Here is a 16,120-nt window from a genome sequence, read left to right as displayed (position 1 = left end):
TACGAAAGGGAAGCGAATGGCCAATGTTGGATTTATCGGTCTGGGTGTCATGGGCGCTCCCATGGCGCTCAATATCCTCAAGGGCGGTCATTCGCTCTCTGTCTTCGATCTGAACCCGGACGCGGTGCAGCGTCTGGTCGAGGCCGGTGCAACAGCCTGCGCGTCCCCAAAGGAAGTCGGCGCCGCAAGCGAAATCGTGGTGACCATGCTGCCCGAACCGCAGCATGTCCACGGTGCAATACTGGGCAAGGATGGCGTTGCCGAGGGGCTGCGCGAGGGCGGCATCGTGATCGAGATGAGCACGATCGACCCGCAAACCTCGCAGACCATCGGGGACGACCTGCGAAAACGCGGCATGAACCTGGTGGACTCTCCCGTGGGTAAGACTTCGGAACATGCCGTAACCGGAACACTGACGTTGATGATCGGCGGTGAGCCCGACGCCATCACAAAGGTCGAACCGATCCTCGACTGCATGGGGAACGAGAAGTATTACTGCGGCGGCCCGGGCATGGGCCACGCAATGAAGATCACGAACAACGTGCTTGCGACGACCATCATGGTCGCCAATACCGAGGCGTTGGCGCTGGGACTGAAATGTGGCCTGACCCTCGAGATGATGCAGCAGGTGATGCGAAACACGATGGCCTGGAACAGCCAGTTTTCGACGGCCATGCCCAAGAAGGGCTTTGTCGGCGACGACAGTCCCGGCTTCGCGATCCGGCTGGCGGCAAAAGACGTGCGGCTGGCCTGCGAACTGGAAGAGAAGATCGGCATTGAACCGCGGATCGGCCGGGCCGGTCTGGCCGCGCTTCAGGCGGCGATCGACGCCGGCTATGGCGACCGCGATACCGCGCGGCTGATGTTCATGCTCGAAGAAAAGCTTGGCGTCGAGGCGCGGCAAAAGCCGGCCATGGCGAAAGCGAGCTGACGCGAGAGGAACCGGAGCCAAAACATGGTTGAGTTTCTTGGATATCATCGGCCGGATGGCCGTGTCGGGATTCGCAACCGGCTCTTGGTTTTGTCGATCGGCGGGTTGACGGGCCCCGCCAGCCGACGCATCGCGTCCTCGCTGCGCGATGCGGCCTGTGTGGTCCTGCCTTACGAGGCGGGGCTTCTGGGAGAAGACAAGGAAATCCATGACCGTGCCGCGCTTGGCCTGGCCGAGCATCCCAACACAGGTGCGGTTCTGCTGATCGGGGACAATCCGAAGGTTCTGGAGCGCTTCTCTGCGGAACTTGCTCTTGCCCGCAAGGCGCATGACGCGATCAGCATGGACGATTGCGGCAACGACGTTTTCACCTTGGTGTCAAAGGCGACGCAGTCCGGCGCGCGGCTTATCCGCGAGATGTCGCGGCTGCGCCGGTCGCCGGCACCGCTTTCGACGCTGACGATAGGGCTTGAATGTGGCCGCTCTGATCCGAGTTCCGGATTGGTCGCCAACCCGCTGTTGGGCAGGGTTGCGGATGGTCTGGTCGCGGCGGGCGGAACGGCAATCCTGGGCGAAACGGTCGAATGGCTTGGGGCCGAGCACCTGCTTGCCAAGCGCGCCCGCACCCCGGAACTGGCTGCAGGAATCCTTGCCGCAGTGAAGCGTCGCGAGGAGGCGGCGATTGCTGCGGGAGTGGACCTTCTGGGCGTCAATCCGACGCCTACGAATATTGCATCCGGTCTTTCGACCATCGAAGAGAAATCCCTGGGAAGCACTGCAAAATCGGGTCGGAGCAGGATCGAAGGCCTTCTGGGATATGCCGAGGCGCCAGTGGGCCCGGGGTTGTGGGTGATGGATGCCCCGGCCTTCGCGCCGGAATCCCTGACCGGTTTCGTCGCGGCCGGAGCGCAGATGGTCCTGTTCACGACCGGTGTTGGAAATTCCTATGTCAGCGCACTATCACCGACCGTGAAGGTGAGCGCAAACCCGGAAACCTGCGCGCGGCTCGACGGCCAGCTTGATTTCGTCGCGCACACTGGATTTGACGGATCAGAAGCGCCCGAGGCCTTGGCCGAGCGTCTTCTGGCTACCGTTGCAGATGTTGCAAGCGGAACGCTCACCTGGGGCGAATTGCTGGGCGAAGGGGATGAAGTGGTCAGCAGATTCGGAGCGGCATTGTGAGGGGCGAAGGGGAAATGGGACCGCGCGGGTTCGACGCCATTGCACTGGCCGAGGCCGATCACGTCGCCACTGTCCTGCGCGACATCGCCGCGGGCGAAGTTCTTGTTGTCGGATGCGCTGACGGCGAGGTTTGGGTGACGGCGACCGAGGATATTCCTCTCGGCCACAAGGTCGCGCTGACAGCCATTGACGCCGGCGATCCGATCCTGAAATACGGTTCGGCTATCGGGTCGGCCACCGAGGCTATCGCGCCCGGGGCGCATGTCCACGTCCACAATCTGCGCAGCGACCGCGCCCGCCGCAGAACGGACTGAAAAACGAAGAAGCCGCGCCGGGTGGCCCCGCAAGCGGCAACTGGATTTCACATACGTGGGCGTCAACCCGCCCGCGCAACAGGAAAGATGTGCAGAATGACTGGTCGCAAGAACGGACTCAGGATTGCGGTGATCCCCGGTGACGGGATCGGACAGGAAGTCGTGCCCGAGGGGCTGCGCGTTCTTCGCGCCGCGGCAAAGCGGTTCTCCATCGACATCACGTTCGACATGTTCGATTTCTCGTCCTGGGACTATTTCGAAAAGCACGGCACCATGCTGCCGTCCGATTGGAAAGAACAGATCGGAGGCCACGACGCGATCTATTTCGGCGCGGTGGGCTGGCCTGAAAAGATCGCCGACCATGTGTCCCTCTGGGGATCGCTGCTGCTGTTCCGGCGAGAGTTCGATCAATATGTCAACCTCCGCCCCGTCAAGCTGATGCCCGGAGTGCCTTCGCCATTGGCAGGGCGCAAGCCGGGGGAAATCGATTTTTACGTGGTGCGCGAGAATACCGAGGGCGAGTATTCTTCGGTTGGCGGCCGGATGTTCGCCGGCACCGAGCGCGAGATCGTCATGCAGGAAACAGTCATGACACGTGTCGGTGTCGACAGGATTCTGCACTTTGCCTTCGATTTCGCCAATCGGACAAAACGCAAGCACCTTACGTCTGCCACTAAATCCAACGGCATCGCCATCACCATGCCGTACTGGGACGAGCGGGTAGAGGAAGTCTCGAAAAGCTATCCGGAAGTTGCTTGGGACAAGTACCACATCGACATCCTGACAGCGCATTTCGTGCTGAACCCGCAGCGGTTCAATGTCGTCGTGGCCTCGAACCTGTTCGGCGATATTCTGTCGGATCTGGGCCCTGCCTGCACGGGCACCATCGGTATTGCGCCTTCAGGCAACATCAACCCCACCGGCGAATTCCCGTCGCTGTTCGAACCGGTGCATGGCTCTGCGCCAGACATCGCAGGCCAGGGTATCGCAAATCCGGTCGGGCAGATCTGGGCCGGCGCGATGATGCTGGAACACCTTGGTTATCCCGAGGCCGGCGCCGCCATCGTTCGGGCCATCGAGGACGTGCTCGCACAACCAGCCTTCCGAACCCGCGATCTGGGCGGCGAGGCTGACACGGAGACCTGCGGCAAGGCGATTGCGGGGGTACTCGAAGCTGCAGCGGTGCCGGAGCTGACCTGAAATGGCGCATATCGCGGACGGGACGCCGGAATGGGAAATCCACGCGATCGAATATGGCCGCCACTCTGGACGTTTGGTCTACGAGAATTTCACCGCGCCGCTGCCTGAAGGATTTGACCGGCACGATGCGCCCATGCCGATGAGCTTTTTCGTCTGGGTGCTTCGCCATGGTGACCGGGCGATTGCCGTCGATACCGGATTTGACCGCGCGCAAGCCGCGACACGGTCGCGCGAATTGGTTCTGCCGGTCGAGGACGGGCTTCGCGCATTGGGCATTGCTCCGGATCGTTTGAAAGACGTCATCCTGACGCATCTTCATTGGGACCACGCGGGCAACCTCGGTCTGTTTCCGGAGGCGCGGTTCCACGTGCAGACTCGCGAGATGGCCTATTGCACCGGTCCCTGCATGTGCCGCGAGGCGTTGCGGCGGCCCTATTCGGTCGAAGATGTCGCGTCGCTGCTGCGTCGTGTCTATACAGGCCGTGTCCGGTTCCACGACGGCACCGCGGAGATCGCACCGGGCGTACAGGTGCATATGGTTGGCGGACATTCCCGCGGCTTGCAGATCGTCACCGTCAACACGCGGCGGGGCAGGGTGGTCCTTGCCTCGGATGCGGTACATTATTTTGCGAACATCGAAACCGACGCGCCTTTCCCGCTGGTCGATAGCGTGGCGGACATGCTTGACGGGTTCGATCTGATACGCCGCCTCGCTCCGTCACAGGCGCATATCGTGCCCGGCCACGATCCGGACGTCTTGCGCCGCTATCCGGAAAGCCTGGGCGCGCACTTGCCAGGGATCGTTCGGCTGGACGCCGAACCGGTCCAGAGGACCAGACGTCAAATGCCGGACCGAGAAGGTGCGGGATTGGCGAAAACTCAGAAGGTTTGACCACAATTCATGCGCCATGACCGGCGGGCGGTTGAAGGTCAAAGTTTCTATTTCTTCAGGGACGCCTCGGGATGCATCATCCTGATCCGCGCCTGTTCCAGGTGATCGGCCATCAACATGCGGGCCTCTTCCGCATCCTGGCGTTCGATCGCCTGATACATCCCCAGATGCTCTCTCCAGACCATCTTTGAGCGTTCGAAGTGGTCATACCGCACCAAGTACCGCGCCAGGTTGACAGCGTTGTCGACGTCATACTCGACGGCCGAGATCGCCTCCACGAACCGGTGGTTGCCGCTAGCCACCGCCACTGCATGGTGGAACTTGAAGTCCAGATGGCGACCGACCCTGCCTTGCTTCACGCAATATTCATGGAACTCATCAACGGCGGCCTTGATGATTTCGAGATCGGCGTCGGTTCGGCGCTGTGCGGCGAAATAGGCGCATTCCGGTTCGACAACTTTCCGAAATTCAAGGTTCATGAGCAATTCGCGCAACCGCCCCGCAGTGACCTCGTCGTTCTTGGCCACCTTTCGGCGGCGTTTTACGAAAGACCCTGCGCCTCGGCGCGACTCGATCAGATCGTCCTCGCGCAGTTTTTCGAGCGCCTTGCGGATCACCGGACGGGAAATGCCGAAAAGGGCGCACAACTCGTTCTCGGACGGCAGCGCCTCGCCTTCGGCATAAACGCCGCTTGTGATCTGATGAAAAAGGTAGGCATAGGCCTGATCGGCATAGCTGGTGCGGTTCAGCGGAGAGGAACTCCGATCCCTCAGATACCCGATTGCCTCTTTCGCAGATGTGCGTCCGTTGGCCATCATCGGCTCCATTCAGCGGAAAACTTGTAACTTTGAATTACAATTTACCACTTCGACGTGGATGAGCAACCAGATACTCAGCCGATCCATATGGTCTGCAATTAGTGTGCCGCCTACCTTGTTTAGGGGCGCATTGATGGGAATTGAGCCGAGCTGACCCCATTCCCCCGGCGGCAAGCGGACACCGGTCCTGCAGCGATCACTCTACCCGATTGCGCCGCCCCAGCAACAGGCGGGCGCCCTGCGATCCGGCCGACACCGTATGGGGAACGCCCGCGGCCAGCTCGAAGGACTGGCCGGTTTCGTAGGTCCGGCTGCGGCCCTCCGCCGTGATGTTGAAGGCGCCGCTCAGCACAAGGCCCTTCACATCCCACGCATGGTCGTGTTCATCCAGTGCAAGCTCAGGTTCCACATCCCTCGTCAGAACGTCATATCCTTGTGCGCGCAGGGTTTTCGCGAATTCTGTCTCGTCCATTGTGATCCTCTCGAATGTTCAAAGTCCCGTTTCAACCGCCCAACTTCACCCGACGGCCATTTTCCGAGCGTCAACCACGGCATTGGCCCATTCGACGGGCCGCTCCTGCGGCAGGTTGTGACCCGCGCCGTTGAAAACCCTGTGTTCGTGCGGACCGGTGAATTGTTGGGTGTGGTGGGAAGTACCCGGGTTCACGCCATCCGCGTCACCGTCGACCGAGATGGTCGGGACCGTGATCGGCGGCTGCGCCACCAGTTGCGTTTCGATATGCGCATAGGCTGGATCCCCGGGCACGAGCCCGTAGCGGTGACGATAGGAATGGATCACCACGTCGACGAAATCGTCGTTGTCGAAAGACGCGGCGCTTTGTTCGAAGGTCTCCTCGTCGAATTGCCAAAGCGGTGACCACATCCGCCATAGCGTTCGCGCAAGCGCTTGCCTGTTCCGGGCCAGGCCACGGCGCCCCCGCTCGCTGTGGAAATAGTACTGATACCAGAGCATGGCCTCGTGCTCGGGTGCAATGGGGTCACCGGAGCGGGCGATGTCCTGGATATTGTAGGAATTACCCGACACCAGCGCGACGACCCGTGCGGGCCAGAGCGCCGAGACGATGCAAGCAGCCCGCCCGCCCCAGTCATAGCCGCCGAGCACCGCCTTATCGATCCCGAGCGCATCCATCATGGCGAGGAGGTCGGCCGCCAGAGCCGCCTGCTCGCCCGATCTGGGGGTCTTGTCGTCAAGAAACCGCGTGGGACCGTATCCGCGGAGCCACGGGACGATCACCCGGGCCCCGGCATCCGCAAGGAACGTCGCGGTTTCGGAATAGCTGTGAACGTCATATGGAAAGCCATGGCCGAGAATGCACGGCCAGCCATCGGCGGATCCGAACTCCAGATAGGCGATTTCCATAGCTCCGGCATTCACGGTCTTGGGGTTCATTGCGCTTGCTCCAATGGGGCGTATTGCATTGACCATGCCTTTTGGCGAAGCGCCAAGCGGTTTTTTCACTGGCATGGTCAAATGAAACTGACCGGTGACGTGCAGGACGGTTTCGCGGCGTCGAGCCATGACCAAACGATCGCCGTTTCGTTGTCGCACGACCAACCCCGAAATCATCCGCCCGTCGGTGATCCTGTGCTTCCGATTTCTGCTCGCCTCGCGAAAACTCGAGGAACAATTGCACGAACGGGGTATCGACGTGAGCCACGACGCCGTTCGATTCTTGTGGCCCCCGTCCGGACCGACGTTTGCTGCCAAACTCAGGAAACGCCGGTTCTCTGGGATGAGGACACGTCGCTGGCGGTAGCATCTCGATGTGATGTTCGTGAAAATCAATGGAGAGACACACTACCTCTTGAAGTAGCCCCCTGAAAGTGATCCGCCAACTGGGATGGTTTTGCCCCCCTACCGGCGCTCACGTCTTCGGCGCCAGCGAATTCCCCTTCGACACGGTCGGATGCAACAGCTTGCGGACGGGCTCGGCGTCACCGCGCTGCCGCTGCCTTGTCAGGACGATTTCGGCGGCCGCCTCGCCGATCTCGAAACGGTGGGCATCGGTCGTCGCAAGCTCCAGCGGCAGCCCGCGCAGGATCTGCAGGTCGTTGAACCCGGCCAGCGCGATGTCCCGTGGCACCTCGAGCCCGCTGGCCAGACAATGCATGTAGCCACCCACGGACATCACGTCGCTGGAATAATAGATGCAGTCGAGCCCCCTTGACCGCTCGAGCATCCGTGCCGTCAGGTCCCGCCCGGTTTCGATCGAGGACTGCCCGTCGTACAGTTCCTGGTCGGCCAGTGCGTGCCCGGATTGCTTCAGGCGCTCGACGAACCCCGAAAGCCGCTTCTGCGCCCGGAAATCCCGGGCCATCTTGGTGCCGATGAACCCGATTTTGCGATAGCCGCAGCCCAGCAGGGTTTCGGCCATTTCCCGCCCGGCATCGAGATGCGAAATGCCGACGCAATGCTCTACCGGTTCGCCGTCGGTGTCCATGATTTCCACAACGGGACAACCGGCCGATCCCAGCATCGCCCTTGCCGCGTCCGTGTGTTCCAGCCCGGCGACGATCAGCCCCGATGGCCGCCAGCTAAGCAACTCGCGGATGACGCCTTCCTCTTCGTCCAGATCATAGCCGGTGACGCTGACCACCGGTTTCAGCGGACTGTCCTTCAAACCCTGCGAAATGCCCGCAAGCACCTCGGGGAAGACGAAGCTCGACAGCGACGGCACCACCACACCGACCAGGTTGGAGCTGCGCGAAGACAGCGCGCCGGCGATGCGATTCGGGACATAGCCGAGGCGTTCGGCAATCTCGCGGACCTTCTCCCGCGTGGCTTCGGACACGTCCGGAGCGTCGCGCAGGGCCCGGCTGGCGGTCATCTCGCTGACCCCGGCAAGCTGCGCAACATCCCTTAGAACCGTCCTTTTTTTCATGTGCCGATGTTTGGGCAGATCGGTCAGATCCGCAAGTCCCATTCTGGTTTCCGCGCGGGTCCAGATTTCCGTTGATTTTCACTGTTTACTGTGAATGATAGCGATAACGGTAGCGATAACGGCTGTTAAACATCTCACAGCAATTCGGATCCGCAACGATCCATCGGAGGACAAGACATGACGATCAAGATTGCCATCAACGGCTTTGGGCGGATTGGCCGGGGGGTGCTGCGCGCCCTGATCGAACAGGGCACGGAAGACATCGCGGTCGTCGCGATCAACGATCTGGCGCCGCCGAAGAACATCGCCCATCTGCTGAAATACGACAGCGTTCACGGCCGCCTGCGCGAACCGGTGCAAGTGGATGGGGATATGCTGATCGTCGGCAACCGCAGGATCCGCCTCACCGCGATCCGCAATCCCGAGGATCTGCCTTGGGGCGATGTCGATGTCGCCTATGAATGCACCGGCCTCTTCACCACGCGCGAGCAGGCGGCGCTGCATCTGAAGAACGGCTCCAAGCGCGTGCTGATTTCGGCCCCAGGCACCGATGTGGACCGGACCGTCGTCTACGGCGTGAACCACCTGGACCTGACCGCCGGGGACGTGATCGTCTCAAACGCCTCCTGCACCACCAACTGCCTGGCGCCGGTGGCGATGGTTCTGGACCGGACCTTCGGCATCAAGACCGGCTACATGACCACGATCCACGCCTTCACCGGCGATCAGCCCAGCCACGACACCAACCACCGCGACCTCTACCGCGCCCGGGCGGCGTCGATGTCGATGGTGCCTACCTCGACCGGTGCCGCGCGCGCGATTTCCGAGGTTCTGCCGCAGCTCAAGGGTAGGCTGGAAGGATCGGCCGTGCGGGTGCCCACGCCCAACGTGTCGCTGGTGGATCTCAGCTTCATGCCGGAACGCCCGGCAACGCGCGACGAGATCAACGCCGCGATCGCCGAGGCCGCCAGGGGCGAGCTTGCGGGCGTTCTGTCCTATGAAGAGGACCCGCTGGTGTCGATCGACTTCAACCACGATCCGCATTCGTCCTGCTTCGCATCGGCGCAGACATCCGTCACCGAGGGCGGCCTGGTGCGCGTGGTCAGCTGGTACGACAACGAATGGGGCTTCTCCAACCGCATGATCGACACCGGCCGCCGGATTGGCGCGCTGCTGAACGCCTCTGGCCACTTGAAACTGGCGAGCTGAGCCGATGGTCTGGCGCGTCGTCCCGGTAGGCAGCAATTGACCTTGTCCAATTCGGCACGTCCGCGGAAATAGCCGCAGAGAAAATCAGCCAAGCCTGTCCCACGCTTCTGTCGTGGGACGGCTTCCTGTGAGCGCGCAGTGGATTTGTCCGGAAAAACGGCGCTGAACTAGTGCCGGGCGCCGGTTGACGCGAAACCACAGTTGATAGCAGCCCCTTTTGGGCTCTTTCAGAATGCTGCTTGTTTTACACATTCAACTCCAAGAATGGTAGTTCTGCCGTCTCGCTTCTTAGAACAGCAAGTGCGCGAAACTCTGGCCAGCGATCCCGCCGTTTTGGACACCGGTTCGGAATTGTCAGTTAGAAACTGCCCGGGGGATAGCCGAAGTGTTGGCAAATACGCTAGAATTCCCAAAGGAAGAAGCGAGCGAGCGAGGAAGGCGCCGCTATTTCAACGATGATCACGCAAAGCCAAATATCGCATGTTGGATTACCCTGGCCGGACGGTTATCTGGATCTTCGCCCGGTGCTGCAGGAACAATGGCGTTTTGACGAAGAAATCTACCTGCATCACAAGTTGAGCGGCAAATCCGGGGCCGAAGTTTACGCGGCGGACATTCATTGCGATGATTTCAGCGGTCAGGCGATCCTGAAGTTCGATCGTGCGCCGGATCCGGAGTGGGACGAAATGTCCGAAGCGGAGCGGCACGAAACGGCTTTCGAAGCGGCGCCAGAATTTGCCAAAAGCCACCTACCTAGGATTTTGAAAACCGGCGCTCAGGGCGACAGGATCGCGATACTCTCGTCGATTGCCGGGCGCGGCCTGGAATATGCCAAGCCGTGGGCGGAATGTTCGCATGACACCCAAGTTGAGGCGGCAAGGCTGTTGTCAACCGGCCTGCTCAACGACTGGAATGCTGAGTGCGGGCTTTCGGCCGGGTTGGTTTCCGTCATGGACCTTTTGGACAGCTGGCTTGGCTACAGGCTCGACCCGAAAAAGGGACGGCTTGTCGATTTTGTGCAGGAGGAGTGTGGGATTCCGGTTGACGAAAGCAGCTTCATATTCGAGGGCAGGTGGTATCCCAACCCGCTGGCTTTGACCAACAGCGGCTCAGACTTTGCCGCAAATCAAAAGTTGCGCGCCGTGACTGGAAACGTACACGGCGATCTGCATGGCTATAACGTGCTTGTCAGCGGATCAGATGCGGGCGGGCTGACATACCACCTGATTGATCTTGCCCTGTACCAAGACAATCAGTTCCTGTTTTACGATCATGCCTATTTTGAACTCAGTCACCTTCTTCTGATGCGCGAAAAGGCGGATTCAGGGAACTGGGACGCGTTGCTTGGTCGGTTGTCCTCTTTCGACAATCCTTTGACGGAATCCGCGCTGAGGGGCGATGATCTGGGCCTGGTTCAAGTGATCGAATGCCTGCGCAGCAATCTGATGCTATGGGTGGACCGCAATCAATCGAGCCGGCTTTCCTATATGGAAGCCCAGTCCATGCTTGCGCGCGTCGCGGTCGGCCTCAACTTTGCCAACAAACCGATTTCCGGCAAATCCCGTCGCATGGCATTCCTCTACGCCGCGGCAAACCTGAAGGACTTCATGAAGCTGACAGGCAGCCGGTGGCCCAAGCACGGTCCGTTGTTTGTGCTTGGCGAAGATTTGGAAAGCGCAGGTTCGACGGGCAATCCTGCCGCGAGCACGGGACCAAACGCCGTCGTTGGGCCGGAAGGGAGCGGTGGGCGTGAAGCCCCGGCGACATTGCCTGCAGGCCGGCCATCCGTCGCCGTGCTCGCCTTTGAAAACATGAGTGGTGATCCGGACCATGAGTATTTTTCCGACGGCTTTTCGCAGGAATTGATCACATATCTGTCGAGCATTGATTGGCTCATGGTGATTTCGCGCGGATCGTCGTTCACCTACAAAGGCCAATCCGTGAGCGTCAAACAGATCAAGCGCGAACTGGGGGTGGATTATGTGGTCGAAGGCAGCGTGCGGCGGGCGGGTTCCCGAGTTCGAATTTCGGTCCAGCTTATCGATGCGGGGACAAGCCACCACATCTGGGCTGAACGGTATGACAGGGACGCGGACGATATTTTCGACCTTCAGGAGGAGATCGCGCAGGCGATCGCCACAAACATCGATTCAAAGCTGAAGGTGGCAGAACGCGAACGCGCCCGGTACGCCGACGAAAACCTCGGCATCTGGCACAAGTTCCAGCACGCGATTTGGCACTATTACAAATTTTCCGGCGAAAACAAGCAGATGGCACAGAAAACGCTGCGTCATCTGGTCGAGGAAGTCCCGCTGTTCGCGGAGGCTCACGTGCTGTTGTCCCTGTTCGATTGCCGAGACATCATGTTCTTCGAGACGGACGATCCGGACGCCTCTCTGGAACGCGCCCATCACCATGCGAGACTCGCCGTTTCGTTGGATGACAGAAACAGCCTGGCCAAGGTCGCGCTCAGCCGGGTGTTCATGTTTCAGGGAAAGCGACGTAGGGCGATCAGCCAGGCGGAACTTGCGGTTGCTCTGAACCCGAGTTCCACGGTTGCTCACCTTTGCCTTGCCGCCGCGCACTTGTGGAATGGCCATGCGGAAGACGCCGTTCCGATTGTCGACACCTCAATTCGACTCAGCCCCAAGGGCCCGTACCTCGGATTCAAGAAATGCGGCAAGGCTCTTTGCCTCTACATGCTGGGCGATGATAAGGCTGCGGACCTGGTTAGATCGGTTTATCACGACCAGAGCCTTGGCCCCGTTGGGCTTGTGGTGCTTGCCGCGACGCTTTCGCAACAGGAACTTGCTGCAGAGGCCCAGCAAGTCATTCGGGAACTGCTGGAAGACAGGCCGGATGTCACTCTTACCCGCATACTGGATTGCTGGCGCGGGATTGACCAAAACTACTTGCGAATACTCTCTGAGGACCTTCGGCGGGCTGGAATGCCCGGGTAGGTGTTTGTAAAGGCGGCAGGAACACTGGCTTCAAAGCCGTGCAGAAAACTCGCCGCATCACCAGGGCAGTATGCACCTCAAGATCGGTGTCCGTGTGTTGGCGGCTATCCAACGTTCGCCAATGGCTCGCTGCCCGCCTATTTCAAAAGACCAACCTCCGTACCGTCGATGATGATCGCGAGGTTCCAGAATTTTCCGATCTCTTCCTCGGCGTTCTGCGCTGCCTCGTGATCCTCGGGAATGCGTTCGACGCGAAAGCCAAACTGCTCGAACCCGCTCAAATCGATCCGGCTGAGAATGACGGGCACAACGCCGCGTTCGATTGCGGCGGCGGCCAGACGTCTCGCCACCTTGGTCGGAGTTTCCGGAGCTTCAAGAATCCTGATGCCGATGTAAGTGGGAGCTCCAACTTCGCCCTCCCAGAGCGCGCGGGAGCATGGCAAATCCATTTGGGGCATCAGCACCTTGCCAAGCGGCGGCGACGCCACATCGCTGAGAACCAAATCGTCCAGATGGGCAGGGCGCTCCTCCGAAATCCTGTTCAGTATGTCGATCCACGAATTCTCGGTCATCGCTTCTTCCAATCCTCGGCTAGAATGCGGGCGGCGGCCATTGTCCCGGTTTCGGGCAATTCGATTTCGGCAAGGGCCGCTCGGAAATGCTCCAACTCATCACCATCCAGGCAATCCCGCAATGTCCGTTCCAGCTTCATGAGTTCAGTATCCGTGATCGTCGCGCACAACCCCCGGTCGGACAAAGCTGTGGCGCGGCGTTCCTGATCGTCCAGGTATGGCGCCGATTGGGGAATGAAGATCGCAGGAATACCGTGATACAGGATCTCGTGAACCGAGTTGTACCCGGCTGCCGAGATCACCAGGTCCGCGGCCAGGCAAAGCGCCGTGGCTTCGAAGGTCTGAACGACACGCGTGTTCCGCCAACCGAAGAACGACGGCTGGATCGTGCTTCCGGGCCAAGTGACGATCAGGTGCAAGCAGTCCGGTCGCTCGGCCAGGTTTCCGGATATGGCCTGCAGTTGCGCAGTTCTGTCGGACGCGACGCCTCCGCCCAACATGCTTACGACCAACTGGCGGAATTCATTTCCGAACCGCTCGGCCAACCGGTCTCGCAGGTGGTCGCGGTCTTCGGGTGACAGAACCACTTGGCGGACGATCGGGCCGACGTAGCGGACATGATCGCCGTAGCTGTAGGCGTCATTCAGCTCCTGAAACGCTTCGGAAGGAACGATGACCCGATCGAAAACACCTTCACGATCCAGCATTCCTTGGCTTGGCCGGCCCCCGGGCCACAACCCGCGACGGATCCAGGCCGCCGATAACCGTCGCTCGAGGATCACGCGATAGATTGAATCGAATACAAAGCCGCCGTCGAACACCAACCGGTCTCCCGGCTGCAATGCGCTGCTCAGGCGGCGATAAGTCAGCAGGTCGTTGGCATTGGGTGTGTCCTTTTCGTCCGTACGCGCGACGAGCGGAATGCAGTCAAAGCCGCGACGGCGCACCAGTGGTACGCAGCTGGGAAACGCAGCGAAAACCGGTGTTGTACGCGCCGGCATCTCATTGGCGATCACAGTACAGCGCTGTGCGTGGCCCAAGCCCACGCCATTTGTTGGCACGAACAAGGTGGTGCGCGTTTTCCGGGCCGCCCGAAGGTTTCCGGGCTTGAGGTCAGCCGCTGTTTCCAACCGGGTGATGTCTATCGTTCGCAACCAGGGAGACCGTGAAACCTGATCCGAGATATGAGCAATGTTCCCAAGCACTTTCCCGGTCAGATAGCCATCCAGCGAAAACGGAGTTTTCGGACCAAGCAAAGCGGGCGCTCCGGAAGACAAGAGAGCCTCATCCTCGGTGCCGTCGATCACGACACCGCCTGCAGCCATCAGTTCAACCGCCAGCGCCGCCATGCGTTCACCGGCCATGCCTTGCCCGAAAACCGCAAGGATGTCCGTTTCTCTTGCCAGCGTGAGAGGAGAGAGGTCGGTGTACAGAACGGTGGGAAGGTCTCTGAAAGATGACGATTTGATCTCGTCGTTCTGCAATCCGTTCACGACGATCTTGAGACTGTATTCACCCTGGAAACTCATTCGCGATAGGCATGGGAGCGTCTCGGGATTGTCCAGTTCCATCGAGCCCAGAACGATGGTCAGTCGGGGTATTTCAACCGTCGGGCGCGCCACCGGTTTCACCTCGGCGACGAGCGGGCATATCGCTGTGGGCATCATGGATCGAGGTTGGGTATCAGTCAGATCGATAACCTTGGCTTCGCGTCCCAGCGCGTAGGCCAGACGCGCCTTTGCGCCAACGTAACTTTGGTTGTCGGTGAAGCGGCCTGTTGCGATGACCGGTACGTCCGCTTCCAGTTGCTTTTCCCGCAGCGACGCTAGCAGCGGGTCGCCGATTTCCTCGGCGCCAAGGACAAAGACGGTTTTGGGGGCCAGATCTTCCTTGTCCACAAGAAGTTTGGCGGCTTCATAGGTTCTGCCGCGGCCCGCGTCTTCGGGAAAGTATTCGGCGCCGATGCAGGCATCGAACCCGCGGGCCCTCAACTGCTCGGCGAATATCAATTGAGCATCAAAGGACCGCACGTTGCGCAAACCGGCCTCGAGTAAGATCATTGGGCCTCCGCAATTTCGGTGGCGAGAAAACCGGTCAGCTTTTTCCTGAAACTCTGCGCGGAATAGCGTTCGAGTATTGGCTTGGCTTTTGCGACCTGCTCGACATACCGGCGCGGATGGGCGATGAGGTCCGAAATGATATCGTCCACGTCCGGCGGACGGCACGTGATTACGGCATCGCCAAATGTCTGACCTGTATCGGTATCCGTCAGAACCACTTTGCCGGCGGCGAGTGCTTCGGCAATGACGCGACCGAAACTTTCACGCCACGTCGGAGTTGTGAAATAGACAAAAAAATCAATCATGTCGAAAAACTCTTCCACACTCACCGCGTCGAAGGGAAGCATTTTCCAATGCGGACGTATCACTTCGGCGTCCAACAAAGCGTCCGCGCCAAGTATGACGTTCGCCAGCGCGTGTTCCGGAAAACAGTCGTCAAGTTCTTCAGGCGAGGGAAACTTCTCGAATCCCGGTCGGGAGTGCCTGCCGCGCCGGTCCTGCGGCGAAGCGCGTGTTGTGCGGATTTCCGTATTGCAAATATTGAACCAATCGTCCTCCAGAACAATCCAATGTCTGGCCAATCGGTGCCCTGACAACCAGTTGTTTACCGTGGACCGATTGTAGGGTGAGATTGGGGCAATGAATTTTCTCAACGCAAGCGTCGACGCGTCTATCTGTCCCAGGCAGGCCGATACATCGAATCCTTCGTCCCCACCGGGTCGAAGGAAGTTCTCGTGCGTGACGACAACCAGGCTACGGGCGAGAATTCTTGCATCCAGAGCGTTCTGGAACTTCAGGAAGGCAGGGTTGTGAAAGATGACCAGATCGGCACTGATTTCAGGAGCATCCCAGATCAGCGGAATGCGAAGCGCATTAAGTACCTGGCGCAACACAGGGGCGACGTGGCGGCTATCCCCGAACATCCTGGACGTTCTTGCATGTACAACAACCTCGCCGAGCCCGGCGGCGGCCTGCAACTCAGCGGCGACCGCGGCGGATGTGCCGCCTGAAAACCGGGGCTCGATGACATAGGCCAGCTTCGTAGAAACTGAACGTCCGAGAATTCGATGTGCACCCAT

Annotated in this window: 14 protein-coding genes; 7 read left to right on the top strand and 7 right to left on the bottom strand. The window is 60.1% G+C overall.

Annotation, left to right across the window (positions count from 1 at the left end; genetic code table 11):
* Positions 1-16: 16 nt before the first annotated feature.
* From FGK63_RS18220 to FGK63_RS18200, 5 genes are all read left to right on the top strand, one after another.
* On the top strand, positions 17-931 hold the full coding sequence (locus FGK63_RS18220; protein WP_171052705.1) for an NAD(P)-dependent oxidoreductase: 915 nt from the start codon (positions 17-19) through the stop codon (positions 929-931).
* Positions 932-955: 24 nt separating this feature from the next.
* A complete protein-coding gene (locus FGK63_RS18215) occupies positions 956-2,113 on the top strand; it encodes a UxaA family hydrolase (protein ID WP_138844963.1) in 1,158 nt (385 codons plus the stop codon).
* 14 nt (positions 2,114-2,127) lie between these two features.
* The gene (locus tag FGK63_RS18210) at positions 2,128-2,427 is read left to right on the top strand and encodes a UxaA family hydrolase (protein WP_138844961.1); all 300 of its coding nucleotides are present in this window, start codon (positions 2,128-2,130) and stop codon (positions 2,425-2,427) included.
* A gap of 96 nt (positions 2,428-2,523) precedes the next feature.
* Positions 2,524-3,627 carry a tartrate dehydrogenase gene (locus tag FGK63_RS18205; protein WP_138844960.1) on the top strand — a complete coding sequence of 368 codons (1,104 nt, stop codon included), beginning with the start codon at positions 2,524-2,526 and terminating at the stop codon, positions 3,625-3,627.
* A gap of 1 nt (position 3,628) precedes the next feature.
* On the top strand, positions 3,629-4,519 hold the full coding sequence (locus tag FGK63_RS18200; RefSeq protein ID WP_138844958.1) for an N-acyl homoserine lactonase family protein: 891 nt from the start codon (positions 3,629-3,631) through the stop codon (positions 4,517-4,519).
* A 47-nt stretch (positions 4,520-4,566) separates the two neighbouring features.
* Here the strand turns inward: FGK63_RS18200 and FGK63_RS18195 are convergent, their stop codons facing one another.
* The 4 genes from FGK63_RS18195 to FGK63_RS18180 all read right to left on the bottom strand — a co-directional run bounded on the left by FGK63_RS18195 (position 4,567) and on the right by FGK63_RS18180 (position 8,240).
* On the bottom strand, positions 4,567-5,334 hold the full coding sequence (locus tag FGK63_RS18195; protein WP_171052704.1) for a FadR/GntR family transcriptional regulator: 768 nt from the start codon (positions 5,332-5,334) through the stop codon (positions 4,567-4,569).
* Positions 5,335-5,533: 199 nt separating this feature from the next.
* On the bottom strand, positions 5,534-5,809 hold the full coding sequence (locus FGK63_RS18190; protein ID WP_138844954.1) for a cupin domain-containing protein: 276 nt from the start codon (positions 5,807-5,809) through the stop codon (positions 5,534-5,536).
* Between the two features lie 45 nt (positions 5,810-5,854).
* Entirely contained in the window at positions 5,855-6,748 is an 894-nt protein-coding gene (locus FGK63_RS18185) for an alpha/beta fold hydrolase (protein ID WP_138844953.1), read from the bottom strand.
* 475 nt (positions 6,749-7,223) lie between these two features.
* Complete coding sequence (locus FGK63_RS18180; RefSeq protein ID WP_138845111.1) at positions 7,224-8,240, bottom strand: LacI family DNA-binding transcriptional regulator; 1,017 nt, start codon at positions 8,238-8,240, stop codon at positions 7,224-7,226.
* A 177-nt stretch (positions 8,241-8,417) separates the two neighbouring features.
* Here FGK63_RS18180 and gap point away from each other — a divergent pair, with 177 nt between their 5' ends.
* Together gap and FGK63_RS18170 are read left to right on the top strand one after the other, a co-directional pair.
* Positions 8,418-9,449: a type I glyceraldehyde-3-phosphate dehydrogenase gene (gene gap, locus FGK63_RS18175; protein ID WP_138844951.1), complete on the top strand. Its 1,032-nt coding sequence runs from the start codon at positions 8,418-8,420 to the stop codon at positions 9,447-9,449.
* 455 nt (positions 9,450-9,904) lie between these two features.
* Positions 9,905-12,409 carry a hypothetical protein gene (locus FGK63_RS18170; RefSeq protein ID WP_138844949.1) on the top strand — a complete coding sequence of 835 codons (2,505 nt, stop codon included), beginning with the start codon at positions 9,905-9,907 and terminating at the stop codon, positions 12,407-12,409.
* Between the two features lie 137 nt (positions 12,410-12,546).
* Here the strand turns inward: FGK63_RS18170 and FGK63_RS18165 are convergent, their stop codons facing one another.
* The 3 genes from FGK63_RS18165 to FGK63_RS21050 all read right to left on the bottom strand — a co-directional run bounded on the left by FGK63_RS18165 (position 12,547) and on the right by FGK63_RS21050 (position 16,120).
* Positions 12,547-12,993: a hypothetical protein gene (locus FGK63_RS18165; RefSeq protein WP_138844947.1), complete on the bottom strand. Its 447-nt coding sequence runs from the start codon at positions 12,991-12,993 to the stop codon at positions 12,547-12,549.
* Positions 12,978-13,481, bottom strand: coding sequence for a glycosyltransferase (locus tag FGK63_RS21055; protein WP_246044084.1), 504 nt, complete (start codon positions 13,479-13,481; stop codon positions 12,978-12,980). Before FGK63_RS21055 ends, FGK63_RS18165 begins: the two co-directional genes overlap by 16 nt.
* A 1,556-nt stretch (positions 13,482-15,037) precedes the next feature.
* Positions 15,038-16,120, bottom strand: a complete 1,083-nt coding sequence (locus FGK63_RS21050) for a glycosyltransferase (protein ID WP_246044078.1) — start codon at positions 16,118-16,120, stop codon at positions 15,038-15,040.

Source organism: Ruegeria sediminis (assembly GCF_005938215.1).
GTDB classification, from domain to species: domain Bacteria; phylum Pseudomonadota; class Alphaproteobacteria; order Rhodobacterales; family Rhodobacteraceae; genus Ruegeria; species Ruegeria sediminis.
This window is presented reverse-complemented; position numbering and strand designations above follow the sequence as displayed.